Annotated in this window: 20 protein-coding genes; 5 read left to right on the top strand and 15 right to left on the bottom strand. The window is 56.3% G+C overall.

Annotated features, from left to right (window positions below; genetic code table 11):
* Window positions 1-209 precede the first annotated feature (209 nt).
* Complete coding sequence (locus tag AFK66_RS17690) at window positions 210-3,329, bottom strand: efflux RND transporter permease subunit (protein WP_007780290.1); 3,120 nt, start codon at window positions 3,327-3,329, stop codon at window positions 210-212.
* A gap of 9 nt (window positions 3,330-3,338) precedes the next feature.
* Complete coding sequence (locus tag AFK66_RS17685) at window positions 3,339-4,481, bottom strand: efflux RND transporter periplasmic adaptor subunit (RefSeq protein WP_032983027.1); 1,143 nt, start codon at window positions 4,479-4,481, stop codon at window positions 3,339-3,341.
* Between the two features lie 376 nt (window positions 4,482-4,857).
* Between AFK66_RS17685 and envR the strand changes: the two genes are divergently transcribed.
* Window positions 4,858-5,505 carry an acrEF/envCD operon transcriptional regulator gene (gene envR, locus AFK66_RS17680; protein WP_007780296.1) on the top strand — a complete coding sequence of 216 codons (648 nt, stop codon included), beginning with the start codon at window positions 4,858-4,860 and terminating at the stop codon, window positions 5,503-5,505.
* 39 nt (window positions 5,506-5,544) lie between these two features.
* On the opposite strand, the gene AFK66_RS17675 is transcribed toward envR, so the two are convergent.
* The 13 genes from AFK66_RS17675 to acuI all read right to left on the bottom strand — a co-directional run bounded on the left by AFK66_RS17675 (window position 5,545) and on the right by acuI (window position 18,467).
* Window positions 5,545-7,647, bottom strand: a complete 2,103-nt coding sequence (locus tag AFK66_RS17675; RefSeq protein ID WP_007780298.1) for a putative bifunctional diguanylate cyclase/phosphodiesterase — start codon at window positions 7,645-7,647, stop codon at window positions 5,545-5,547.
* A gap of 328 nt (window positions 7,648-7,975) precedes the next feature.
* Window positions 7,976-8,272: a DNA-binding transcriptional regulator Fis gene (fis, locus tag AFK66_RS17670; protein ID WP_000462905.1), complete on the bottom strand. Its 297-nt coding sequence runs from the start codon at window positions 8,270-8,272 to the stop codon at window positions 7,976-7,978.
* Window positions 8,273-8,297: 25 nt separating this feature from the next.
* On the bottom strand, window positions 8,298-9,263 hold the full coding sequence (gene dusB, locus AFK66_RS17665; RefSeq protein WP_032807645.1) for a tRNA dihydrouridine synthase DusB: 966 nt from the start codon (window positions 9,261-9,263) through the stop codon (window positions 8,298-8,300).
* A 373-nt stretch (window positions 9,264-9,636) separates the two neighbouring features.
* Window positions 9,637-10,377, bottom strand: coding sequence for a carbonic anhydrase (locus AFK66_RS17660; RefSeq protein ID WP_032983025.1), 741 nt, complete (start codon window positions 10,375-10,377; stop codon window positions 9,637-9,639).
* A gap of 180 nt (window positions 10,378-10,557) precedes the next feature.
* Window positions 10,558-11,439 carry a 50S ribosomal protein L11 methyltransferase gene (prmA, locus tag AFK66_RS17655; protein WP_007780306.1) on the bottom strand — a complete coding sequence of 294 codons (882 nt, stop codon included), beginning with the start codon at window positions 11,437-11,439 and terminating at the stop codon, window positions 10,558-10,560.
* Between the two features lie 8 nt (window positions 11,440-11,447).
* A complete protein-coding gene (gene panF, locus AFK66_RS17650; protein WP_007780309.1) occupies window positions 11,448-12,902 on the bottom strand; it encodes a sodium/pantothenate symporter in 1,455 nt (484 codons plus the stop codon).
* On the bottom strand, window positions 12,892-13,134 hold the full coding sequence (locus tag AFK66_RS17645; protein ID WP_007780311.1) for a YhdT family protein: 243 nt from the start codon (window positions 13,132-13,134) through the stop codon (window positions 12,892-12,894). The genes panF and AFK66_RS17645 overlap by 11 nt, the downstream gene beginning before the upstream one ends.
* Window positions 13,135-13,239: 105 nt before the next feature.
* The gene (gene accC / locus AFK66_RS17640; protein WP_007704799.1) at window positions 13,240-14,589 is read right to left on the bottom strand and encodes an acetyl-CoA carboxylase biotin carboxylase subunit; all 1,350 of its coding nucleotides are present in this window, start codon (window positions 14,587-14,589) and stop codon (window positions 13,240-13,242) included.
* A 10-nt stretch (window positions 14,590-14,599) separates the two neighbouring features.
* The gene (gene accB / locus AFK66_RS17635; RefSeq protein WP_004387841.1) at window positions 14,600-15,076 is read right to left on the bottom strand and encodes an acetyl-CoA carboxylase biotin carboxyl carrier protein; all 477 of its coding nucleotides are present in this window, start codon (window positions 15,074-15,076) and stop codon (window positions 14,600-14,602) included.
* Between the two features lie 21 nt (window positions 15,077-15,097).
* Window positions 15,098-15,550: a type II 3-dehydroquinate dehydratase gene (gene aroQ / locus AFK66_RS17630; protein WP_007780313.1), complete on the bottom strand. Its 453-nt coding sequence runs from the start codon at window positions 15,548-15,550 to the stop codon at window positions 15,098-15,100.
* A gap of 231 nt (window positions 15,551-15,781) precedes the next feature.
* A complete protein-coding gene (msrQ, locus tag AFK66_RS17625; protein ID WP_007780315.1) occupies window positions 15,782-16,384 on the bottom strand; it encodes a protein-methionine-sulfoxide reductase heme-binding subunit MsrQ in 603 nt (200 codons plus the stop codon).
* Window positions 16,385-17,389, bottom strand: a complete 1,005-nt coding sequence (gene msrP, locus AFK66_RS17620; protein WP_007795362.1) for a protein-methionine-sulfoxide reductase catalytic subunit MsrP — start codon at window positions 17,387-17,389, stop codon at window positions 16,385-16,387. It abuts the gene before it with no gap.
* A gap of 103 nt (window positions 17,390-17,492) precedes the next feature.
* On the bottom strand, window positions 17,493-18,467 hold the full coding sequence (gene acuI / locus AFK66_RS17615) for an acrylyl-CoA reductase (NADPH) (RefSeq protein WP_032983024.1): 975 nt from the start codon (window positions 18,465-18,467) through the stop codon (window positions 17,493-17,495).
* 233 nt (window positions 18,468-18,700) lie between these two features.
* Here acuI and csrD point away from each other — a divergent pair, with 233 nt between their 5' ends.
* From csrD to mreD, 4 genes are all read left to right on the top strand, one after another.
* Window positions 18,701-20,641: an RNase E specificity factor CsrD gene (gene csrD / locus AFK66_RS17605; RefSeq protein ID WP_007780328.1), complete on the top strand. Its 1,941-nt coding sequence runs from the start codon at window positions 18,701-18,703 to the stop codon at window positions 20,639-20,641.
* A gap of 307 nt (window positions 20,642-20,948) precedes the next feature.
* Window positions 20,949-21,992 (top strand): rod shape-determining protein MreB, encoded by a 1,044-nt coding sequence (gene mreB, locus AFK66_RS17600; protein WP_004385136.1) that lies wholly within the window; start codon window positions 20,949-20,951, stop codon window positions 21,990-21,992.
* Window positions 21,993-22,053: 61 nt separating this feature from the next.
* Entirely contained in the window at window positions 22,054-23,061 is a 1,008-nt protein-coding gene (gene mreC / locus AFK66_RS17595; RefSeq protein ID WP_007780334.1) for a rod shape-determining protein MreC, read from the top strand.
* Complete coding sequence (gene mreD / locus AFK66_RS17590) at window positions 23,061-23,549, top strand: rod shape-determining protein MreD (RefSeq protein WP_004385134.1); 489 nt, start codon at window positions 23,061-23,063, stop codon at window positions 23,547-23,549. The genes mreC and mreD overlap by 1 nt, the downstream gene beginning before the upstream one ends.
* Window positions 23,550-23,551: the final 2 nt, after the last annotated feature.

The raw sequence follows: 23,551 nt of genomic DNA, 5'->3' as shown, positions 1-23,551 counted from the left end.
TAAAAATGATGGATAGTCAGGGTGTAAATCAGAGGTAATGTGAAGAAATTATGAAGGATGGCGCTTTACGTTATCATTCACCGTTACGATGTCATGAATAATAAACTAATGGCAGTAAGGGCTTAGGGTGTTTGCAATGATACAACGAAATAGAAAATCAGATAAGCAGAATAAATCAAGGCGCCATAAAGGCGCCTTGTAATTAATCCTTACGCATTGCCGTTGGGTTTTATAAACCGTCGGCGGATCACCACAAAAAAGACCGGCACGAAGAAAATCGCCAGCAGCGTGGCGCTCAACATACCGCCCATCACGCCGGTGCCGACCGCGTTTTGCGCACCGCTGCCCGCGCCGTTATTCAGCACCAGCGGCAGTACGCCGAGAATAAACGCCAGCGACGTCATCAGAATCGGGCGCAGGCGTAAGCGCACCGCCTCAAGCGTCGCTTCTGTAAGGCTGCGGCCCTCTTTTTCCATCAGGTCTTTGGCGAACTCCACAATCAGAATGGCGTTTTTCGCTGACAGACCGATGGTAGTGAGCAGACCCACCTGAAAATAGACGTCATTATTGAGCCCGCGCAGCGACGCCGCCAGCAGCGCGCCGATAATCCCCAGCGGTACCACCAGCATCACCGAAAACGGAATCGACCAGCTTTCATAAAGTGCCGCCAGGCACAGGAACACCACAATCAGTGAAATGGCATAGAGCGCGGGCGCCTGGTTGCCGGAAAGCCGCTCCTGATAAGAGAGGCCGGTCCAGTCGTAGCCGATGCCAGTGGGCAGCTTAGCGGCGAGACTTTCCATTAACTCCATCGCTTCGCCGGTACTTCTGCCAGGTGCCGCCTCGCCAAGAATTTCCATCGACGGCATCCCGTTATAGCGCTCCAGGCGCGGCGAACCGTAGATCCAGCGAGACGTGGTAAATGCAGAGAGCGGCACCATATCGCCGCCGCTGCCGCGCACATAAAGGGTGTTGATATCCGACGGCAACATACGGAACGCGGCATCGGCCTGTACGTAGACTTTTTTCACGCGGCCACGGTCGATAAAGTCGTTCACGTAGGTGCCGCCCAGCGCTGTCATGATGGTCTGGTTGATATCCGGAATCGACACGCCCAGCGCCTGCGCTTTCTCCTGATCGACATCCAGTTTGAACTGCGGCGTATCTTCAAGCCCGTTCGGGCGTACGCGCGTCAGCAGATCCGGATGTTCGCGTACCATACCGAGTAGCTGGTTACGCGCCTGAGTGAGCGCGTTATGCCCAAGGTTGGCCTGGTCTTTCAGCTCAAAGTCAAAGCCGGTCGCGGTACCCAGCTCAAGAATAGCCGGAAGGTTAAACGGAAATACCAGCCCGTCCTGAATCTTGCTGAACGCATGGCCCGCGCGGCCGACAATCGCCCCGACGCTGTTTTCATGGCCGGGCCGTTCTTCCCACGGTTTCAGGCTGATAAACGCAATCCCGGCGTTTTGCCCCTGGCCGCTGAAGCTAAAGCCGCTGACGGTAAACACCGACTCCACATTCGCTTTCTCATCGTTGAGATAATAATGAGAAACCTGATCCAGTACCTGCTGGGTACGCGCCTGCGTCGCGCCTGACGGCAACTGCACCATCGTCATGAAAACGCCCTGATCTTCCTCCGGCAGGAAGGACGTCGGCAGGCGGACAAACAGCACCGTCATACCGGCGACAATCAGTAGATAAAGTACGAGATAGCGTCCGGTTTTATGCAGAATGCCGCCGACGCTTTGCGTGTAGTGATTCACGCTTAAATCAAAGCGCGCGTTAAACCAGACGAAAAATTTCGCTTTCTTCGCGTGGTGATCGTCGCCCGCTGGTTTAAGCAGCGTGGCGCACAGGGCAGGCGTAAGGATCAGCGCCACCAGGACGGAAAGCGCCATAGAAGAAACGATGGTGACGGAGAACTGCCGGTAGATAGCGCCGGTAGAGCCGCCAAAGAACGCCATCGGTACGAAAACAGCAGAGAGCACCATCGCGATCCCCACCAGCGCGCCCTGAATCTGCGACATCGACAGCTGTGTCGCCTCTTTGGGCGGCAGTTTTTCTTCCACCATCACGCGCTCGACGTTCTCGACCACCACAATGGCGTCATCCACCAGCAGCCCTATCGCCAGCACCATGCCGAACATCGTGAGGGTATTAATCGAATAGCCGAACGCCGACAGCACAGCGAATGTACCAAGCAATACGACCGGCACGGCGATGGTAGGAATAAGCGTCGCCCGCAGGTTTTGCAGGAACAGGTACATCACCAGAAAAACCAGAACGATGGCTTCAAACAGGGTTTTCACCACTTCGTGAATGGAGATTTTCACAAACGGCGTGGTGTCGTAGGGGTAAACCACTTTCATGCCCTGCGGGAAATAACGCTGCAGGTCGGCAAGAGTGGTCTTGATTGCCTTCGCCGTATCCAGCGCGTTGGCACCGGTAGCGAGTTTGATCCCAAGCCCCGTGGCGGGCTGGCCATTAATTTTGGTCAGCATATTGTAGTTCTCACCGCCAAGCTCAATGCGCGCCACATCGCGCAACCGCACCTGCGAGCCGTCCGGGTTCACCTTGAGCATCACGCGGCCAAACTCCTGCGGATCTTTAAGCCGCGTCTGGGCGATGATCGACGCGTTAAGCTGCTGCCCCGGCACGGCAGGCGTGCCGCCGAGCTGGCCTGCCGCTATCTGGTTATTCTGCGCTTGCAGTTGATTGATAATGTCCAGCGGCGTGAGCTGGAAATTATTCATCGCATGCGTATCGAGCCAGATGCGCATGGCATACTGCGCGCCGAACAGCTGCACATCACCTACGCCGTTAGTTCGGCTGATGGTGTCTTTCACATCTGAAGAGACGTAGTCGGCGATATCTTCCTGCGTCAGTAACGGGTTGTCGCTGATAAACCCGGCGACCAGCAGAAAGCTGCTGCTGGATTTCTCAACGCTGACGCCCTGTTGCTGAACCTCCTGCGGCAGCAGCGGCATGGCGAGCTGCAGCTTGTTCTGTACCTGCACCTGGGCGATATCCGGGTCGGTACCGGACGTAAAGGTGAGCGTAACCGTCACGCCGCCTGCGGAGTCGCTGGTGGAGGACATATACATCAGGTTATCGATGCCGTTCATGTTCTGTTCGATAACCTGCGTCACGGTGTCCTGCACGGTCTGCGCGTCGGCACCCGGATAGGTGGCTGAGACGGCGATGGCCGGTGGAGCGATGGTCGGGTACTGGGCTATAGGCAGTTGCAGAATCGCCAGCGCGCCCGCCATCATCATGATGATCGCCAGAACCCAGGCGAAAATGGGGCGTTGAATAAAAAAGTTAGCCATGATGTCACCTTACTTCGCAGGCGCGGAAACAGGCGTGACGACCACGCCCGGATGCGCTTTTTGCAGCCCGCTGACAATGACTTTTTCGCCCGTTTTGAGACCGCTTGTAACCAGCCAGTTTTCTTTAATGGCCTGACTTGTGGTTACGCTGCGGTTTTCCACCTGGTTTTTCTCATTCACCACCATCACCATCGCCTCGCCACGTGGCGTGCGCGTCACGCCCTGCTGCGGCACCAGAATGGCGTCAGGCTGAATGCCTTCGTGAACACGGGCGCGCACGAACATGCCTGGCAGCAGCAGATGCTGCGGGTTCGGGAAAATGGCGCGCAGGGTAATCGAGCCGGTGCTTTCATCGACCGTCACATCGGAGAACTGCAACTGGCCTTTCAGCGGGTAGGTGTCGCCGTTTTCCATCACCAGCTCGACGTTGCCGTCATTGGCTTCTTTTTCAACGCTCCCCTGCGCCATCGCGTTTTTCAGGCGCAGGAAGTCGGTGCTGGACTGAGTAACATCCACATACATCGGATCGAGCTGCTGAACGGTTGCCAGTTCGCTCGCCTGACTACTGGTGACAAGCGCGCCTTCGGTGACGTTCGATTTACCGATGCGACCGCTGATTGGGGAGGAGACTTTTGTCCATGCCAGATTGATTCTGGCGCTCTCCAGCGCCGCTTTCGCTGCCGCCACGCTCGCCTCGGCCTGATGCGCGTTCGCCACCGCCTCGTCATACTCCTGCTTGCTGATGTACTGCGTGCCTGTCAGCGCCGCGTAACGTTTTACCGTCAGACGGGCCATCTCCGCGGCAGCCTGCGCTTTCGCGAGACTGCCTTTGGCGCTCTGCCAGGCGGCCTGGTACATCGCCGGATCGATCTGATACAGCGAGTCGCCTGCGTTCACATCCGCGCCTTCGGTAAAGTTACGGCTGAGGATAATGCCGCTCACCTGCGGGCGAACCTGAGCTACGCGAAAAGCGCGCGTGCGGCCCGGCAGTTCCGTCACGACCGCGACGGGAGAGGGTTTTACGATATGCACGGTCACCTGCGGTGCGGCAGCGGCAGGCGCCTCATTAGACTGGTTATCACAACCTGTCATCCCTGACACACAGAGGTACAGGCCAAAAGGCATAAGCAGAAGCCTGGCATAATTGGTCATTGCTGTTCCTTGATTAGCATAAATACAAAATCTACCGTTACGTCGGTAGCAGGAATACGGGTGAGATGAAAATAGCAACGCGCTATCGTACAAATAATTCAGCGTCTGTGTCAGTATTCCTTATTTATTCGGACGGCGAAAAGCATCAGAAAGCAAAGAATGCGCTTCATTTGTTCTTGATGTTATGATTTCTGAAATTATTTTGTTTCTGTTTGCGTTAAAGCGTATCCCGAACGAAATATATTTAATTTGTGTATTTCAATAATTAATGTATTCACTAAATCTATATATAAAACCCACGCCAGGAAATAAAAGATGTGATAAAAACGCAGCGTTATCGTTGATTGTCCCCCGCCAGGAAAAGGCAAGGTGATTTATGGCCCGGAGAACCAAACAAGAGGCGCTAAAAACGCGCCAGCAGCTTATTGAAGCCGCTATCTTTACATTTGCCGAGCGCGGTGTCGCGCACACGACGCTTACGGATATCGCGCAGGCCGCGCAGGTGACGCGCGGCGCGGTGTACTGGCATTTCACCAGTAAAGCCGAACTGTTTAATGAAATCTGGCAACAGCAATTACCGGTAAGAGACATTATTCGCCCGAACATCCCGGAAGACGTATGGCGCGATCCTTTATGCTTATTACGTGAAACCTTTATTGCTGCGCTGCAATATATCGCCCGTAGCCCACGCCAGCGCGCGCTGCTGCAAATTCTTTACCGCAAATGCGAATTTGATGAAGAGATGATGCCGGAGAGTGAAATCCGTGAGCGAATTGGTTTCAGTCGTTGTTATATCGGGGAATTACTGCGTAAGGGGATTGCGGAGAAACAGATAGCGGGATCTCTGGATGTCGATATTATGTTAACGATTTTACACGGCTGCCTGAGCGGTATTCTTAAAAACTGGTTATTTGAGCCAGAGGCGTGCGATCTTTTCAGACAAGCCCCCGTGCTGGTGGACAATATATTGCGGATGTTGCCGCGCCCGGAAAATAATAATCCGCAGCCGGGCAATGAACATTAACCGCATTTTGCCAGCAGCCTGGTGCTGCTGGCGTGGCAGTCAGGCTTGTACGTTCTCGTTGGCGGCAGTGGCGGGCTGAGGATGCTCCAGATTGTTGCCTTCGCGCGTGATCACCTCCGGCGCCAGCGGTTTACCGAGCAGATAGCCCTGTAAGGTGTTACAGCCAAGCTCCGTCAGAAACTGCTGCTGTTCAACCGTTTCCACCCCTTCTGCGACTACCCGCAGATTCAGGGTTTTCGCCAGCGCCACGATGGCGGAAACAATCGTCGCGTCTTCGCCCTCGGCGCGCAGTTCATTGACAAACGCGCGGTCGATTTTCAGCTCGCTGGCGGGCAGTCGCTTCAGGTAGAGCAGGCTCGAATAACCCGTGCCGAAATCATCAATCGACGCTTTAACGCCAAGTTCCGTAAGCCGGGTCAGCAGGCGAACGCTTTCGTCCGGGTTGCTCATGGCCGTGGTTTCGGTCACTTCCAGAATCAGTTTCTCCGGCGCTATCTGGTGGCGCTCAAGACAGCTCATCACCGTCTCCACCAGATCGGGTTGTTCGAATTGCATGGTAGAGAGATTCACCGCCACCGACCAGGCCTGATGGCCCGCCTGGTGCCATTCATTTAGCTGGCGGCAGGCTTCGTCCAGCACCCATTCACCAATGCTGATTATCATTCCGGTCTTTTCCGCCAGCGGCAGAAACGCGTCGGGCGACAGCAATCCGTATTGCGGATGCTGCCAGCGCAGCAGCGCCTCAAAGCCCACTACTGGCCCGGAGGGCGCCTGGAATTTAGGCTGATACACCAGGCGGAGTTCTTTACGCTCGCGCGCCAGCCAGAGATCGTTCATCAGCTGAAGCTGTGTCTGCGCCTGGGTGTTCATCGAAGGCTGGAAAAAGCTGTAACCGTTACGGCCGGTGTGTTTAGTGTGGTACATCGCGGCGTCGGCGTTGAACAGCAGCTCGCGGCCGTTTTTACCGTCGTGCGGATAGGATGCGATGCCGACGCTTAGCGTTACCACCAGTTCATAAGGCTCAACGGCAAAAGGATTATCAAACGCGTGAACGAGCGCGTTGGCGAGCGCCGCTGCGTCATCAGGCTGGTCGGTTTCCGCGAGCAGGACAAATTCATCGCCGCCGATGCGCGCCAGCGTAAACTGCCCTCTCAACTGTTCTTTCAGACGTTCGGTCACGGCGACTAACAGCCGGTCGCCCGTGTTATGCCCGTAGGCGTCATTCACGGCTTTAAAACCGTCGAGATCCATAAACATCAGCGCGAAGCGGCTCTCTTCGCGATCGGCTTTACGAATGGCCTGATCGAGACGATCCTCCAGCAGAATACGGTTTGGCAAACGCGTGAGCGTATCGTGCAGCGCGAGCTGGGCGAGTTCTTTATTGGCTTCTGCAAGCGAAGAGGCGAGCAGCGACGTGCGCGCCTGCAAGCGCGCGTCGAACATTGAGACCAGCAGCGAGATGCCGAGGATCGCGAGCGTGACCAGCGTCACGACCAGCGCCAGCCAGCGGGTATTCACGCCCATATGCGTGGCATGGGTGTGGCTCGGGAAATTAGCGGCCATCATGCCGGTATAGTGCATACCTGCTATCGCAATACCCATAATAATGGCGGCACCCGCGCGCATCAGCGCAACGTGGCCGACATCCTGACGCAGCCGGAACGTCAGCCACAGCGCGGCCACCGAGGCGAGCAACGCAATCACCACCGACAGCGCCACCCATCCCCAGGCCCAGACAATACCAGGCTCCACCAGTAGTGCCGCCATGCCGGTATAGTGCATCGCCGCGATGCCGCAGCCCAGCACCAGGGAGCCGGGAATAAGGCGCGACACTTTCAGTTCAGCACCGCACACGAGCCACAGCGCAAACAGCGCGGAGCCAATGGCGATAAGTAATGATGCTGCGGTAATAAGAGGGTCATAGCTCAGCGTGACGGGCAGGCTCATCGCCAGCATGCCAATAAAATGCATCGCCCAGATACCAATTCCCATTGCGACGCTGCCGCCCAAAAGCCAGATGCGCGCGACATTGCCGCTGCTGGTGGTCACGCGACCCGCCATATTCAGCGCGGTGCTTGAGGCCAGAATGGCCACAATAAAAGAGGTCACAACAAGAATATGGTCGTACTGACTAACCAGCATGGCGTCTCATCCAAAATAGGGTCGTACATCCTCAGGCCTTGCCTGGCGGGCCTGCGGGGTAGAGAGGGAGCGCTGAACATTATCACTGCCGAAAACCCGGCGAAAGCGATTTAAGACCCTTTAATAGCAATGGATTTGACAGGTATAACCGTGTTCAGCAATGTCGCTACGGCGCCGATATTTCTGGCACGATACTGTCATTAGTGTAGCGCGGGGCGGCTATTTGTCAGGCCAGGCGGGAGAACGGCGGCAGGGCAGAGCATGGAGAACAAAAAAGGCGCTTCCCCATGCCGGTTCGCGCCTTTTTAATCAGCTTAACTAAGCGAACTTAGTTCATGCCGTATTTTTTCAGTTTCTTACGCAGCGTACCGCGGTTGATACCCATCATCAGCGCAGCGCGGGTCTGGTTGCCGCGGGTGTATTGCATCACCATGTCCAACAGGGGCTGTTCTACTTCAGCCAGTACCAGCTCATACAGATCATTAACATCCTGACCATTCAGTTGAGCAAAATAGTTCTTCAGTGCCTGTTTTACCGAGTCACGCAGGGGCTTTTGAGTCACCTGGTCCTGGGAGTTAACGGTAGAAACGGTCAGTACGTCAGAATTTACGCGTTGTTCGAACATAGTTCTGTCAGCTCTTTATTTCTGTTTACGCAAAATTTTCGAAGTATGCCTCCAACGCCTCCAGCTGTTCGCTGGCATCCTCAATGGCGTTGAATGTGCGCCGAAACTGGTCATCTGGAGCATGTTCCTGGAGATACCAGGCCACATGTTTACGCGCGATTCGGTACCCCTTTGCCTGGCCGTAAAAGTCATGCAATTCCCGAACGTGCGCGCAAAGCAAACGCTTAACCTCTGCCAGAGGCAGAGGGGGCAGCAACTCCCCAGTGTCCAGATAGTGCTGGATTTCCCGGAAGATCCAGGGTCTTCCCTGAGCCGCGCGACCTATCATCAGAGCATCAGCCCCTGTATAGTCGAGCACAGCCCTGGCTTTATGCGGGGAAGTAATGTCGCCATTCGCAATAACTGGAATGGAAACCTTCTGCTTAACTGTCCGAATGCTGTCGTATTCTGCGTTGCCCTGAAACAAACAGGCGCGCGTGCGGCCATGAATCGTCAGCGCCTGAATACCACATTCTTCAGCCAATTGGGCAATTTCTACACAGTTACGGTTAGCCGGATCCCAGCCGGTGCGAATCTTCAGCGTCACGGGAACGTCCACTGCGTTAACTACCGCGGTCAGGATAGACTTCACCAGTTCCGGGTATTGCAGAAGGGCTGAACCTGCCAGCTTGCGATTCACTTTTTTAGCCGGGCAACCCATATTGATATCAATAATCTGGGCGCCGTTATCCACGTTGATACGCGCGGCTTCCGCCATCTCTTCGGGCACGCTGCCGGCGATTTGCACGGTGCGAATACCCGGTTCATCCACATGTACCATCCGCAACCGGGATTTGTCGCTCGCCCAGACTTCCGGGTTGGAGGACATCATCTCTGAAACGGTTAATCCTGCTCCCATCTCGTAGCACAGCGTCCGAAACGGTCTGTCTGTAATGCCAGCCATCGGGGCTGCGATCAGGCGATTTCTGAGCTGGTAGTGTCCGATACGCATGAGTGAAGAAATGACCATACTGTGCCTGCAAGGCGGCGTATATTACGCATTTTTTGCACGAGATGAAAGGCCAAACTTTGAACAATCCGATGCGACAGATCAATGAATCGGCATCTGTACCGATTCCCCTAATAAATTAAACTTAACAATCATGACGTTAAACAAAATCGCTGAAAAAACATACGCGAAAAAAATCCCGAAAATCGTTCTTTTTTTAACGAAACGGCAGGCGATGAGGCGGGATAAACGGCGATAAATTGTGCGAATTAAGCGATAAAATGCGATCTGGGTCTCGTTATGCTGCTGGTAGATCCTGCGAAGAAGGGCGGAAATGCTGGTTAAAAGGCGGGCGGAGATTTCCGCCCGTAGTGAATTATTCTACAACTACGCGCCCGTGAAGCGGCTGTACCGGGCGATTATTATCGTGATGCATAACCTGTTTGAATTGGTTGAGTTGCTCTGCCGAAAGCGTCAGCAGGTGTTTCAGCACAAGCCAGGAGACCCCTTCGCTGCAGGGCGGCGTGGTCAGCGAGCCGCTAAAGCGATAGTAGGTCTTATCTTTCGGCAGCAGTTTATTGATATCAATAGCGGCCTTCAGTGGCTGGCTGGCGTCGGCATGGTCAGGCAGCGCCTGCCAGAGCTTCGCAAGCTCAGCGTTTTCGGCACCGGTTTTAAACATCACCGCGACGACTGCAATCTCGCCCGCCGCGTTTTTATGCACCAGGTGCATTTCCAGATCGTAATGTTTGCCGTGCAGCGTGTTTTCACTCGGCGCATGGAAATGGAACTGCTGGAGACGATACGCTGCGCCATCAATCATAACGCTATCCTGCGTGGTTTCCGGCAGTGTGGCCTGAATGGTGTGACCGTTATTGAGGATCAGTGACGGGCCATCGATATAGTGCGTATTCAGCGGCACCACATGGGCTTTTAACGTGTGGTCGATATCAATGGGGGACTGGTTCATGCCTTTCTGGCACAGGCTGAAATCCGGCTCCAGTTCTCCCCAGTGTTCAGGAGCGCCTTCGCCTTCATAGCTCCAGTGTGACGCCATCGCGAGCGCGGGGAACAGACTCAGCGCGACCAGAACGGAACGAGCAATTTTCGTAGCCATAAACAAATTCTCTGTGTGAATAATGTATGCATTCTTATTCGCGAAATATATATTTCACACAGTTATTATACGGTTATGGCGGAGCGGCCAAAAATCAAAACAGTGTATAAAAAAATAAAAAGCGCAGATATTTCCACGCTTTTTTATCATTAATAATAATTCAGGAAAGTGCTTTAAATTTTAGCGCTTCACGCCAGTAATGCGGCACCACTCTTCTTTTTCCACCACCGGATCGAGCGTGAACAGCGCTTCATACGCCTCGCATACGCTCTCTGCCTGGCTTGCCAGAATACCGGAAAGCCCCAGTTGCCCGCCCTTAACCGGCAGCACGCTAATCAGCGGTGCCAGCTCGCGCAGCGGGCCTGCGAGAATGTTGGCGACCACGACGTCAGCCTGCATATCGGCAGGCTGGTTTTCCGGCAGATACAGTTCCAGACGCTCCGAGACGCCGTTGCGCTCGGCATTATCGCGGCTCGCCTGAATCGCCTGCGGATCGATATCCACACCGATCGCTTTCGCCGCGCCAAGCTTCAGCGCGGCAATCGCCAGAATGCCGGAGCCGCAGCCGAAATCGATAACGGTTTTACCGGTGAGATCCAGCCCGTCCAGCCACTGGAGGCAAAGGGAGGTTGTCGGGTGTGTGCCGGTGCCGAACGCCAGGCCCGGGTCGAGCATCACGTTAACGGCGTTTTCATCCGGCACGTCACGCCAGCTCGGGCAGATCCACAGACGCTCGCCGAAGCGCATCGGGTGGAAATTGTCCATCCATTCGCGCTCCCAGTCTTTATCTTCCAACTGCTCGATTTTATGGGCGAAGCCCGCACCGAGGAGCGGGGCGTTTTCCAGCATGGCGACCACGTCCTGCATGTCCGTTTCCGCGTCAAAAAGGCCGATCACGTCCGTATCGCCCCACAGGCGCGTTTCACCCGGCAGCGGCTCGAACACCGGCGTGTCGTGGGTGTCCTGGAAGGTCACGGAGACCGCGCCGCTTTCCATCAGCGCATCGCTAATTTCTTCGGCGTTAGCGCCAGTAGTGTTTATTTTCAGTTGGATCCAGGGCATGGCATTACTCATTCATTAACAGAGGAAACAGGCGCGGCCTGCGGAACCGGGCGACCAAAAAGGTTGCCCACCACAAAAGCCAGCAGACTCAGCAGCAGGGACGGCACAATCGGATGAAAGCCGAACAGCTGTATTTTAAACGTGGCGAGCAGCGCGTAAAGCACGCCGCCGACAATCATACCTGACAGCGCGCCTGCCGCGTTGGCGCGCTCCCAGTAGAGGCCCAGCACCAGCGGCCAGAGGAAAACGGCTTCCAGCCCGCCAAAAGCCAGCAGGTTGAGCCAGATAATCATCTCCGGGGGACGCCATGCGGCCAGCAACAGCAGGACGCTCAGGATTAGCGTAATCAGCGAGGACATCCGCTTGAGGCGTTTCTCGTTGTGGATCTCCGCCGGGCGCAGGTTCAGCCACAGATCTTTGACGATCGTTGCGGAGGACTGCAACAGTTGTGCGTTGATCGTCGACATGATCGCGGCCATCGGCGCGGCGAGAAAGATCCCGGCGGCGAAAGGCGGCAGCACGGTCACCATCAGCGTCGGGATAACCAGATCCGGCACGTGTAAATCGGGGAGTACCGCGCGGCCCAGCGCGCCGGCAAGGTGCATTCCTAACATCAGTATCGCCACGACAATCGTGCCGAGAATAATGCCGCGATGCACCGCTTTGCTGTCTTTATACGAGATACAGCGCACCGCCGTATGCGGCAGGCCAATCACCCCAAAGCAGACCAGCACCCAGAACGAGGTCATAAACGTTGGCGACAGAATATCGTCCGCGCCCTGCGGCGACACCAGCTTCGGGTCGATATGCTGAAGTTTATCGACTGCGCTGTGCAGGCCGCCCGCCGCATGCACCACGCCCACCAGCAGGACGACAGTGCCGATAAGCATCACCAGCCCCTGAAGCGTGTCATTAAGGACGCTCGCGCGAAAGCCGCCGAACGCGGTGTAGAGCGCGATACTGATGCCGAAAATCAGCAGGCCGGTTTCGTAAGGGATCCCCGCCGCCGTCTCCAGCAGGCGTGCGCCGCCGATAAATTGCACCGTCATGGCGCCGATAAAAGCGACCAGCAGGCTCAGGCTCGCCAGCCATACCAGCAGGCGGCTCTGAAAGCGCGCGTAGAGCATATCGTTAAGCGTCACGGCGTTATAACGCCGCGCGAGAATAGCGAATTTCTTGCCAAGAATGCCAAGCGACAGCCAGACAGCGGGCAACTGAATCATCGCCAGCAGTACCCAGCCAAGCCCATATTTATACGCCGCTCCCGGCCCGCCGATAAACGAGCTGGCGCTGATATAGGTCGCGGTCAGCGTCATCGCCAACACCACGCCGCCCATCGAGCGGCTGCCGAGGAAATATTCGTTCAGAAAATTGCCGCTGCCGCGACGCTTCATCGCATACAGCGACAGGCCAAACACCACCAGCAAATAGGCGACAAGCGGCACTATGACTTCATGCTGCATCGTTATCCTCCAGAGGAATGTCGCGGAAAATCGTGCGCACCATTAGCCAGCAAAGCAAAATAAACAGTAGCGGCACCAGCAGGCAGGCCATCTCAAACCAGTGCGGCAGGCCGGTGAAGCCCTGTTGCGAATCAGATAAGTAAGCGGCCACTAACCAAGCGGCGAGATAGAGGAGGGTCAGCCACAGCGCCCAGCGCGCTTCTTTATGGGCCTGAACAAAACGTTTGTCCATTGTCATACCCTGTCAGTGAAGAAAGCGGCGATTGTACCCTGGCACTTTCGGGGAGGCACAAAAAATAAAGGCCAGCAGAGCTGGCCTTGTGCAGGGAAACGGGGCTTATTTCTCTTGCAGACCCAGTTTCTTCTCCAGATAGTGGATGTTCGTGCCACCGTGCTGGAAGTTTTCATCGTTCATGATGCGGGTTTGCAGATCAACGTTGGTCTTGATGCCATCAATGATCAGCTCCTGCAGGGCGTTACGCATACGGGCCAGCGCCACGTCGCGGTTTTCGCCATAGCAGATGAGCTTGCCGATCATGGAATCGTAATACGGCGGTACGGTATAACCGGCGTAGATATGCGATTCCCAACGAACGCCAAAGCCGCCCGGCGCATGGAAGCGCGTAATTTTACCCGGGCTTGGCAGGAAGGTGTTCGGGTCTTCGGCGTTGATACGGCACTCGACCGCATGGCCTTTAACCACAACTTCTTCCTGTTTGATAGAGAGCGGCTGACCGGCAGCGATACGCAGCTGCTCTTTGATCAGGTCAACGCCTGTGATCATCTCGGTTACCGGATGCTCTACCTGAATACGGGTGTTCATCTCGATGAAGTAGAACTCGCCGTTTTCAAACAGGAACTCGAACGTACCCGCGCCGCGGTAGCCGATATCGACACACGCCTTCGCGCAGCGCTCGCCGATGTAGCGACGCAGTTCCGGGGTAATGCCCGGCGCTGGCGCTTCTTCGACGACTTTCTGGTGACGACGCTGCATGGAGCAGTCGCGTTCCGCCAGATAGATAGCGTTGCCCTGACCGTCTGCCAGCACCTGAATTTCGATGTGGCGTGGGTTTTCCAGGTACTTCTCCATGTAGACCATATCGTTGTTGAAAGCGGCTTTCGCTTCCGCTTTGGTCATGGAGATAGACTGCGCCAGTTCAGCATCGCTGCGCACAACGCGCATACCGCGACCGCCGCCGCCGCCGGAGGCTTTGATAATGACCGGGTAGCCGATGCGTTTCGCATGGGCGCGGTTCTTATCCATATCATCGCCCAGCGGGCCGTCGGACCCTGGTACGGTCGGTACGCCCGCTTTCTTCATGGCGGTGATCGCAGACACTTTATCGCCCATCAGGCGAATCGTGTCGGCTTTCGGGCCAATGAAGATAAAGCCGGATTGCTCAACCTGCTCGGCGAAGTTGGCGTTCTCAGAGAGGAAGCCATAGCCCGGGTGAATCGCCACAGCGCCGGTAATTTCAGCGGCGGCGATAATTGCCGGGATGTTCAGGTAACTTTTGACTGACGGCGCCGGACCGATACATACGGTCTCGTCAGCCAGCAGTACGTGTTTCAGATCGCGGTCCGCGGTGGAATGCACAGCGACGGTCTTGATGCCCAGTTCTTTACAGGCACGAAGAATACGCAGTGCAATTTCGCCGCGGTTAGCGATGACAATTTTATCCAGCATGTTCGCCTCGTTATTCGATGACAACCAGCGGCTCGTCAAATTCTACTGGCTGACCGCTTTCCACCAGGATCGCTTTCACGACGCCCGCTTTGTCGGATTCGATCTGGTTCATCATTTTCATCGCTTCAACGATGCACAGGGTGTCGCCCACGTTGACTTTCTGACCTACTTCCACAAACGCTTTCGCATCCGGGCTCGGGGTACGATAGAAGGTACCAACCATCGGGGAACGTACGATGTGACCACTGACTTCTGCGGCAGCCGGCGCTTCTGCTGCCGGAGCGGCGGCAGGAGCAACAGCGTTGGACAGGGCTTGCGGCTGCTGCTGCATCATCGGCGCGGCATACGCCTGCTGCATCACCGGGAAGCCTGTATTGGCCGGGGAGCGGCTGATACGTACAGACTCTTCGCCTTCAGAAATTTCCAGTTCAGCGATGCCTGATTCTTCAACCAGCTCGATCAGTTTTTTAATCTTACGAATATCCATGAGTGGGTTCCGTACTCTTGTTTAGTGTGATTGTGACAGGCGTTTGACCGCCGTCTGTAACGCATAGGTATAGCCATCGGCACCTAATCCGCAGATGACGCCGGCGGCAATATCCGAAAGGTATGAATGATGCCGGAAAGGCTCCCGGGCGTGCACATTGCTCAGGTGGATCTCGATAAACGGGATATTCACCGACAGCAGCGCGTCGCGCAGCGCCACGCTGGTATGCGTAAACGCGGCCGGATTGATCAGGATATAGTCAATCTTGTCTTTAGCCTGATGAATTCGGTCGATAAGCGCATATTCAGCGTTGGATTGCAGGTGGTCGAGCGAGACATTCAACTGCTCTGCAACAGCGGCGAGATCGTTAACAATTTGTTCAAGCGTTTGCGTGCCGTACTTCTCCGGCTCACGCGTGCCCAGCATGTTAAGGTTCGGGCCGTTTAAAAGCAAAATGTGAAATTTCTCGGTCATCCTGGCGCTATCTCCTGCCATCTTCCGGTAAATGTCAAAATATACCTTCATCGTCTGGTTGTCACCCGTCAGCGTGCAAAAAGCCGCGGGTGAAAAACCAAAGTCGCACATTATAACGATTTCGTAGCATTTGGCAGCTAAATACTGGTCTTATCAGGGAAGATTATCAACCACCCTCAGGAAAACGTTATCGGGTAATAACAGAAGTGCGGGAAAACGCACATAAACGCGTCACGTTCGCCACCATTGGCGCAGCTTTTTATAGCGCCATGCCAGCAGAACGATCGCGCCCAGCGCATAGAGGACAGGTTGTGGCGACAGAATCTTTACTGACCACAGGTAGTGAATCGGGGCGAGGATCGCAACCAGATAGATGAAGTTATGCAATGTTTGCCACCGGCGGCCCAGTTTTCGCTGCGCCGCCTGGAAAGAAGTGAGCGCCAGCGCCAGCAGAATAAACCAGCTGATGACACCCAGCGTCAGGTAAGGGCGCGAAACCAGCTCGCTGCCAAGTAGCGACAGATTGCTAAGCCCCAGCTCCAGCAGCGAATAGCTCACCAGATGCAGCGTCGCCCACGCAAAACACCATAAGCCCAGCAGACGCCGGGTGCGGATAAGCAGCGGCTGCTTGAGAAGGCGCGTAAGCGGCGTTACGAGAAGTGTGGCGAGCAGCAGTTTTAGCGCCATTCTGCCGGTAAAATGCTGAATATCTTTCGCCGGATCGGCGCTGAACAAGCCCTGGCTTGCCGCATAGAAAAGCCATACCAGCGGTAAAGATGCGGCGAGATGCAGCGCCACTTTCAGCCAGATAATCTGTTTTGCCGTTAAACGCACTCAGAAGTTCTCCCGCAGATCGAGTCCTTTATAGAGCGACGCCACCTCATCGGCGTAGCCGTTAAAAAGTAATGTCGGCTGGCGCTTCACATCCAGCACGCCGCCTGCGCCAATAACGCGCTCGCTGGCTTGCGACCAGCGCGGATGATCGACATGCGGATTCACGTTGGCGTAAAAACCATATTCATCCGGTGCCGCCATATTCCACGTCGTTGGCGGGCGCTCGCGGGTCAGCGTAATGCTGACGATCGATTTAATGCCTTTAAAGCCATATTTCCACGGTACGGTGAGACGCACCGGCGCGCCGTTTTGCGGCGGCAGGGCTTTACCGTAGACGCCGGTCGTCAGCATCGTGAGCGGGTGCATCGCTTCATCAAGGCGCAGCGCCTCGACATACGGATACTCCAGCCCGCCGCCGATAAAGCGGTCTTTCTGGCCAGGCATAATGTCGGGCGCGTAGAGGGTTTTAAACGCGACATATTTCGCGTTGCTGGTGGGCTCCACCAGCGCGAGCAATTTATGCAGCGGGAAACCTATCCACGGCACCACCATCGACCAGGCTTCAACGCAGCGCATCCGGTAGATGCGCTCCTCCAGCGGAAACTTTTTGGTGAGGTCGTCGTGATCCAGCGTCAGCGGTTTCGCCACTTCTCCGCCGATTTTCAGCGTCCAGGGGTTGGTTTTCAGGCTACCGGCGTTAGCGGCCGGGTCGGCCTTATCCAGCCCAAATTCATAGAAGTTGTTATAACCGGTGACTTTATCTTCCGGCGTCAGGTCAAGCTTCGCCTGGTATTGCGCAGGCCGCGTGAAATCGAGCGGCGCACCGGCGGGCGCTTTAGGCCGGTCGTTTCCTTTAAACCAGGAGAGCACATCCGCGTGGGCTGCGGTGGGCAGCGAGAGCGCTGCGGTAGTGATACCCAGGGCTTTGAGCACCTGACGGCGCTGCATAAAGAAAGCCGACTCGGCGGTGACATCGGCTTCGGTTAAACGGCTGACTTTTTTCATGACCGGCTCCGCAAAAACGATACGTAACGCTACTGCTTAATCATGACAGGGCACAAGTCAGCCTGCGAGTGAAGAGGTTAATTATCTGTAAATAAATTTTAGCTTAGCGAATTTTTACCAGCGTCCGGCCCTGCGCGCGGTTGCTGATAATGGCTTCGGCAAATTCAGCCGCCTGATCGAGCGTGATTTCGGTCGCGCTCTGCTGATAAAACGAGGCGGGCAGATCGCGCACCAGGCGCTGCCACGCTTCGAGGCGGCGCGGCGCTGGCGTCATTACGGAATCAACGCCCTGGAGGCGCACGTTGCGCAGGATAAAAGGCATCACCGTGGTGGGCAGCGCAAAACCGCCCGCCAGACCGCAGGCCGCCACGCAGCCGCCGTAATTCGTCTGCGCCAGCACTTTCGCCAGAACTTTATCGCCAACGGTGTCTACCGCGCCTGCCCAGAGCTGTTTCTCCAGCGGGCGGCTTTCAGCGAACTCGTCACGGCTGACAATCCGGCTGGCACCCAGGCTTTTCAGATAATCGTGCGTGCTTTCACGCCCGGAAACCGCCACGACCTGATATCCGAGGTTATGCAGCAACGCCACCGCCGTGCTGCCCACGCCGCCGCTCGCGCCGGTGACAAGCACCTCGCCGCTTTCCGGTCGCACGCCTGCTTCTTCCAGCGCCATCACGCACAGCATTGCGGTAAAGCCCGCCGTGCCGATGATCATCGCCTGGCGGCCATCCAACCCCTGCGGCAGCGGCACCAGCCAGTCGGCTTTTACCCGCGCCGTTTCAGCAAGACCACCCCAGTGGTTTTCGCCCACGCCCCAGCCGGTCAGCAGCACGTGCTGGCCGGGCGTAAAACGCGCATCCGCGCTGTCGCGCACGGCGCCTGCGAAATCGATACCCGGCACCATCGGAAATTCACGAATGATTTTGCCTTTGCCGGTGATGGCCAGGGCGTCTTTATAGTTAAGGCTTGACCAGTCGATATCGACTGTCACTTCTGCCTGCGGCAGCATCGCTTCTTCGACGGGTTTCACGCAGGCCAGCGTTTTGCCGTCCTGCTGTTCAAGAAGTAACGCCTTCATGTTAACGCTCCTTAAAAACGACTTAAGTGGGAAAATCATTCCTGAGGACTATACTCGCATATTGAAACGTTATGCCGATTTGCCGCAAGAAAACTGCATAGCCGCGCCACCATTTCTGGTAGTATGCGCGGTTCGATATTCAAAGTTAGCACTCACTTTCAACCTGTCCATTAGCGTGAAGAACCGAGAGGCGGTTCCCCCGCGTGACACCTAACCACGGAGTTAACACAAGGATGCGCTTAACGACGAAATTCTCCGCCTTTGTCACGCTGCTGGTCGGTCTGGCGATGCTGGTGACGCTGCTTGGCTGCTCTCTGAGCTTTTTTAACGCCATTCAGCATAAAGTGACGCAGCGCGTCGCGTCGGTGGCGTCCGTGGTGGACAATGAACTGGTTTTTCAGTCGCCGCAGATGATGCAGCACCGCCTTGATGAGATCATGGTGCCGCTGGATATCGTGCGAATCGAATTTGAAATGGGTGATAAAGTCGTTTTCAGCCATACGAGACCCGAAAGCTACCGGGAATCGCCCTTTCAGACCCGCGCTCGCGAACTCGCAGTTCCCCTGATTAAACACCCCGGCATGACGCTGCGTTTAACCTGGCAGGATCCGCTGGCCAATTATTATCGCTCCCTGTTGACCACCGCGCCGCTGACGCTGGCTTTTGCCCTGATGGTCGTCATCATTTATATCTCCGTACGCTGGATCAAACGTCAGCTCGCAGGGCAGGAACTGCTGGAAGGCCGGGCGGTACGTATTCTCAACGGTGAACGCGGGGCCAATGCGCGGGGCAACATTCATGAATGGCCCACTCACGCCAGCAGCGCGCTGGATGTCTTGCTGACCGAATTACAGCGTGCCGGAGAACAGCGCAGCCGCATGGATACGTTGATCCGCGCCTTCGCCGCCCAGGATGCCAAGACCGGGCTAAGTAACCGCATCTTCTTTGATAACCAACTGGCGACGCTGCTGGAAGATCAGGAGAAGGTCGGCACGCATGGCGTAGTCATGATGATTCGCCTGCCGGATTTCGACATGCTGCGCGAGAGCTGGGGCAGAACTGCCGTTGAAGAGTATCTCTTCACGCTTATCAACATGCTTTCTACTTTTATTATGCGCTACCCCGGCGCGCTGCTGGCCCGCTATTTCCGCAGCGATTTTGCGGTATTGCTGCCGCACCGCACGCTCAAAGAGGCCGACAGCATCGCCAGCCAGTTGCTGAAAGCCGTGGGCGCGCTGCCGCCGACCCGGATGCTGGACAGCAGCGACATGCTGCATATCGGCATCTGCGCCTGGCGTAGCGGGCAGACGACAGAACAGGTGATGGAACACGCCGAAGTGGCAGCCCGTAACGCGGTATTGCAGGGCGGCAACGGCTGGGCGGTCTATGACAGCACGCTGCCAGAAAAAGGGCGCGGCAATGTGCGCTGGCGTACGCTGATTGAAAACGCGCTGCAACGCGGCGGCCCGCGTTTCTACCAAAAGCCTGCAGTGCTGCGCGACGGCTATGTGCACCACCGTGAACTGATGTGCCGTATTTTTGACGGCGAAGAAGAAGTGCTGGCGGCGGAGTATATGCCAATGGTGCAGCAGTTTGGCCTGGCCGAGCAGTACGATCGCCAGTTGATTACCCGCGTTCTGCCTTTCCTGCGCTTCTGGCCCGATGAAACGCTGGCGCTGCCGGTCACGGTCGAGTCGCTGATCCGCCCGCCATTCCAGCGCTGGCTGCGCGATACGCTGATGCAGTGCGAAAAATCGCATCGAAAACGCATTCTTTTTGAACTTGCCGAGGCAGATGTTTGTCAACATCTCAGCCGTTTACAACCGGTTGTGCGTTTAATCAGGGCGCTTGGGCTTCGCATCGCGGTGGTTCAGGCGGGATTAACGGTGGTCGGCACGGCCTGGATTAAAACGCTGGATGTGGAAATCATCAAGCTGCATCCGGGGCTGGTGCGGGATATCAACAAGCGCACCGAAAACCAGCTTTTTGTACAGAGTCTGGTGGAGGCGTGCAACGGAACGCAGGCGCGGGTTTTTGCCGCCGGCGTCAGAACCAAAAGTGAATGGCAGACGCTGGTCGAGCGTGGCGTGACGGGAGGTCAGGGCGATTTTTTTGCTGCCTCGCAACCTCTCGATACTAATGTGAAAAAATATTCGCAAAGATACTCGGTTTGACCTGCCGTTTAACTTGTTTTCACGTAGAATAACGCGCGCTGCATCTTAAGGGGGCGCACGCCTGCCGGCCAGAGTGTCGCAGCATATTAACGCAGGCTTTCATTCTTCACGTATAAGACGTCGTCGGGTCAGCAACGCTCACGAAATCGTCAGCCGGAAAGGCCGGGGCGACGACGGGTTAACAGAAGAAAAGCCGCACTATTTTTCACCGTTGCAGAACATTTTTTGCGCCTTGTCGCTGCTTCGTGTGGTTGGTAAAGTAAGCGGATTTTGTTTTCCGCCCCAGCTTTCAGGATTATCCCTTAGTATGTTTAAAAAATTTCGTGGCATGTTTTCCAATGACCTGTCCATTGACCTGGGTACCGCGAATACCCTTATCTATGTAAAAGGGCAAGGCATCGTACTGAATGAGCCTTCCGTGGTCGCCATTCGCCAGGATCGTGCCGGCTCGCCGAAGAGCGTCGCGGCCGTAGGTCATGAAGCGAAGCAGATGCTTGGCCGTACGCCGGGCAATATCGCCGCTATCCGCCCGATGAAAGATGGCGTGATCGCCGATTTCTTTGTCACGGAAAAAATGCTTCAGCACTTCATTAAGCAAGTGCACAGCAACAGCTTTATGCGCCCGAGCCCGCGCGTACTGGTGTGTGTGCCGGTTGGCGCCACCCAGGTTGAACGCCGCGCTATCCGCGAATCCGCGCAGGGCGCAGGCGCCCGCGAAGTATTCCTGATTGAAGAGCCGATGGCGGCCGCGATTGGCGCGGGTCTGCCGGTGTCTGAAGCGACCGGTTCTATGGTGGTGGATATCGGTGGTGGTACGACTGAAGTCGCGGTTATCTCCCTGAACGGCGTGGTGTATTCCTCCTCCGTGCGTATCGGCGGCGACCGCTTTGACGAAGCTATCATTAATTATGTACGCCGTAACTACGGCTCGCTTATCGGTGAAGCCACCGCTGAGCGTATTAAACATGAAATCGGCTCCGCCTACCCGGGCGACGAAGTTCGCGAAATCGAAGTTCGCGGCCGTAACCTGGCAGAAGGCGTTCCGCGCGGTTTCACCCTGAACTCCAACGAAATTCTCGAAGCGCTGCAGGAACCGCTGACCGGCATCGTCAGCGCCGTTATGGTCGCGCTGGAACAGTGCCCGCCTGAACTGGCTTCCGACATCTCCGAGCGCGGCATGGTACTGACCGGCGGCGGCGCGCTGCTGCGTAACCTTGACCGTTTGCTGATGGAAGAGACCGGCATTCCGGTCGTGGTGGCGGAAGATCCGCTCACTTGCGTGGCCCGAGGCGGCGGCAAGGCGCTGGAAATGATCGACATGCACGGCGGCGACCTGTTCAGCGAAGAGTAACAGCCGCAGGAAAGGGCAACTCAGGTTGCCCTTCTTGTTGGTTTGGGAATACGCATAGCCTATGAAGCCAATTTTTAGCCGTGGCCCGTCGCTACAGATTCGCCTTATTCTGGCGGTGCTGGTGGCGCTTGGTGTCATCATCGCCGACAGCCGCCTCGGTACGTTCAGTCAGATTCGGACGTACATGGATACCGCCGTCAGTCCTTTCTACTTTATCTCCAACGGTCCACGTGAATTACTCGACAGCGTCTCGCAAACGCTGGCGTCCCGCGACCAGCTTGAGCTGGAAAACCGGGCGCTGCGCCAGGAGCTGCTGCTGAAGAACAGTGAAATTCTGATGCTTGGCCAGTACAAGCAGGAAAACGCGCGCCTGCGCGAACTGCTCGGCTCGCCGCTGCGTCAGGATGAACAGAAAATGGTGACGCAGGTCATCTCGACCGTCAACGATCCTTACAGCGATCAGGTCGTGATTGATAAAGGTAGCGTCAACGGCGTTTATGAAGGCCAGCCGGTCATCAGCGATAAAGGCGTGGTCGGCCAGGTGGTCGCGGTAGCGAAACTCACCAGCCGCGTGCTGCTTATCTGCGACGCTACCCACGCGCTGCCTGTTCAGGTGCTGCGTAATGACATCCGCGTGATCGCGGCCGGTAGCGGTTGTACCGACGATTTACAACTGGAACATCTGCCTGCCAATACCGATATTCGCGTCGGCGATGTGCTGGTGACGTCCGGTCTCGGTGGCCGTTTCCCGGAAGGGTATCCGGTTGGCGTGGTTTCATCCGTGAAGCTCGATACCCAGCGCGCGTATACCGTGATTCAGGCGCGTCCGACGGCCGGTCTGCAGCGTCTGCGCTATCTGCTGCTGCTGTGGGGTGCCGATCGCGAAGGTAAAAATCCGATGACGCCGGAGGAAGTACACCGCGTGGCGAACGAACGCCTGATGCAGATGATGCCGCAGGTATTGCCATCGCCGGATGCGATGGGGCCGCCAGCGCCTGCTGCGCCAGGCGCAAACACCTCCAACGCGACGCCATCTGGCGGCGCATCTCCCGTACAGGGAGGACAGTAGTGGCGAGCTACCGTAGTCAGGGGCGCTGGGTAATCTGGCTCTCCTTTTTAATCGCGCTGCTGTTGCAGATCATGCCCTGGCCGGATGCGATTATCGTCTTCCGGCCTAACTGGGTGCTGCTGATCCTGCTCTACTGGATCCTCGCGTTGCCGCATCGCGTAAATGTTGGCACGGGTTTTGTGATGGGTGCCATACTGGATCTTATCAGCGGCTCTACGCTGGGGGTTCGCGCCCTTTCACTGAGTATCATCGCCTATCTGGTCGCGCTGAAATTTCAGCTTTTCCGCAACCTGGCGCTCTGGCAACAGGCGCTGGTCGTGATGCTGTTGTCGCTGGCGGCGGATATTATCGTTTTCTGGGCGGAATTCCTGGTTATCGATGTCGCTTTCCGGCCGGAAGTCTTCTGGAGTAGCGTCGTGAATGGCGTGCTCTGGCCGTGGATATTCCTGCTGATGCGCAAAGTCCGCCAACAGTTTGCTGTACAATAAAG

This window comes from Cronobacter malonaticus LMG 23826 (genome assembly GCF_001277215.2).
Lineage (GTDB): Bacteria > Pseudomonadota > Gammaproteobacteria > Enterobacterales > Enterobacteriaceae > Cronobacter > Cronobacter malonaticus.
The sequence above is the reverse complement of the archived record's forward strand: the minus strand, read 5'-3'. Positions and strand labels throughout refer to the sequence as shown.

Coding starts and splice junctions, on each gene's coding strand:
- acuI (WP_032983024.1), bottom strand. CDS start 18,467: ATGAAGGCGTTACTTCTTGAACAGCAGGACGGCAAAACGCTGGCCTGC.
- prmA (WP_007780306.1), bottom strand. CDS start 11,439: ATGCCCTGGATCCAACTGAAAATAAACACTACTGGCGCTAACGCCGAA.
- AFK66_RS17645 (WP_007780311.1), bottom strand. CDS start 13,134: ATGGACAAACGTTTTGTTCAGGCCCATAAAGAAGCGCGCTGGGCGCTG.
- panF (WP_007780309.1), bottom strand. CDS start 12,902: ATGCAGCATGAAGTCATAGTGCCGCTTGTCGCCTATTTGCTGGTGGTG.
- AFK66_RS17685 (WP_032983027.1), bottom strand. CDS start 4,481: ATGACCAATTATGCCAGGCTTCTGCTTATGCCTTTTGGCCTGTACCTC.
- dusB (WP_032807645.1), bottom strand. CDS start 9,263: ATGCGTATCGGACACTACCAGCTCAGAAATCGCCTGATCGCAGCCCCG.
- AFK66_RS17690 (WP_007780290.1), bottom strand. CDS start 3,329: ATGGCTAACTTTTTTATTCAACGCCCCATTTTCGCCTGGGTTCTGGCG.
- envR (WP_007780296.1), top strand. CDS start 4,858: ATGGCCCGGAGAACCAAACAAGAGGCGCTAAAAACGCGCCAGCAGCTT.
- csrD (WP_007780328.1), top strand. CDS start 18,701: ATGCGCTTAACGACGAAATTCTCCGCCTTTGTCACGCTGCTGGTCGGT.
- mreC (WP_007780334.1), top strand. CDS start 22,054: ATGAAGCCAATTTTTAGCCGTGGCCCGTCGCTACAGATTCGCCTTATT.
- fis (WP_000462905.1), bottom strand. CDS start 8,272: ATGTTCGAACAACGCGTAAATTCTGACGTACTGACCGTTTCTACCGTT.
- mreB (WP_004385136.1), top strand. CDS start 20,949: ATGTTTAAAAAATTTCGTGGCATGTTTTCCAATGACCTGTCCATTGAC.
- aroQ (WP_007780313.1), bottom strand. CDS start 15,550: ATGACCGAGAAATTTCACATTTTGCTTTTAAACGGCCCGAACCTTAAC.
- msrP (WP_007795362.1), bottom strand. CDS start 17,389: ATGAAAAAAGTCAGCCGTTTAACCGAAGCCGATGTCACCGCCGAGTCG.
- accC (WP_007704799.1), bottom strand. CDS start 14,589: ATGCTGGATAAAATTGTCATCGCTAACCGCGGCGAAATTGCACTGCGT.
- AFK66_RS17660 (WP_032983025.1), bottom strand. CDS start 10,377: ATGGCTACGAAAATTGCTCGTTCCGTTCTGGTCGCGCTGAGTCTGTTC.
- AFK66_RS17675 (WP_007780298.1), bottom strand. CDS start 7,647: ATGCTGGTTAGTCAGTACGACCATATTCTTGTTGTGACCTCTTTTATT.
- accB (WP_004387841.1), bottom strand. CDS start 15,076: ATGGATATTCGTAAGATTAAAAAACTGATCGAGCTGGTTGAAGAATCA.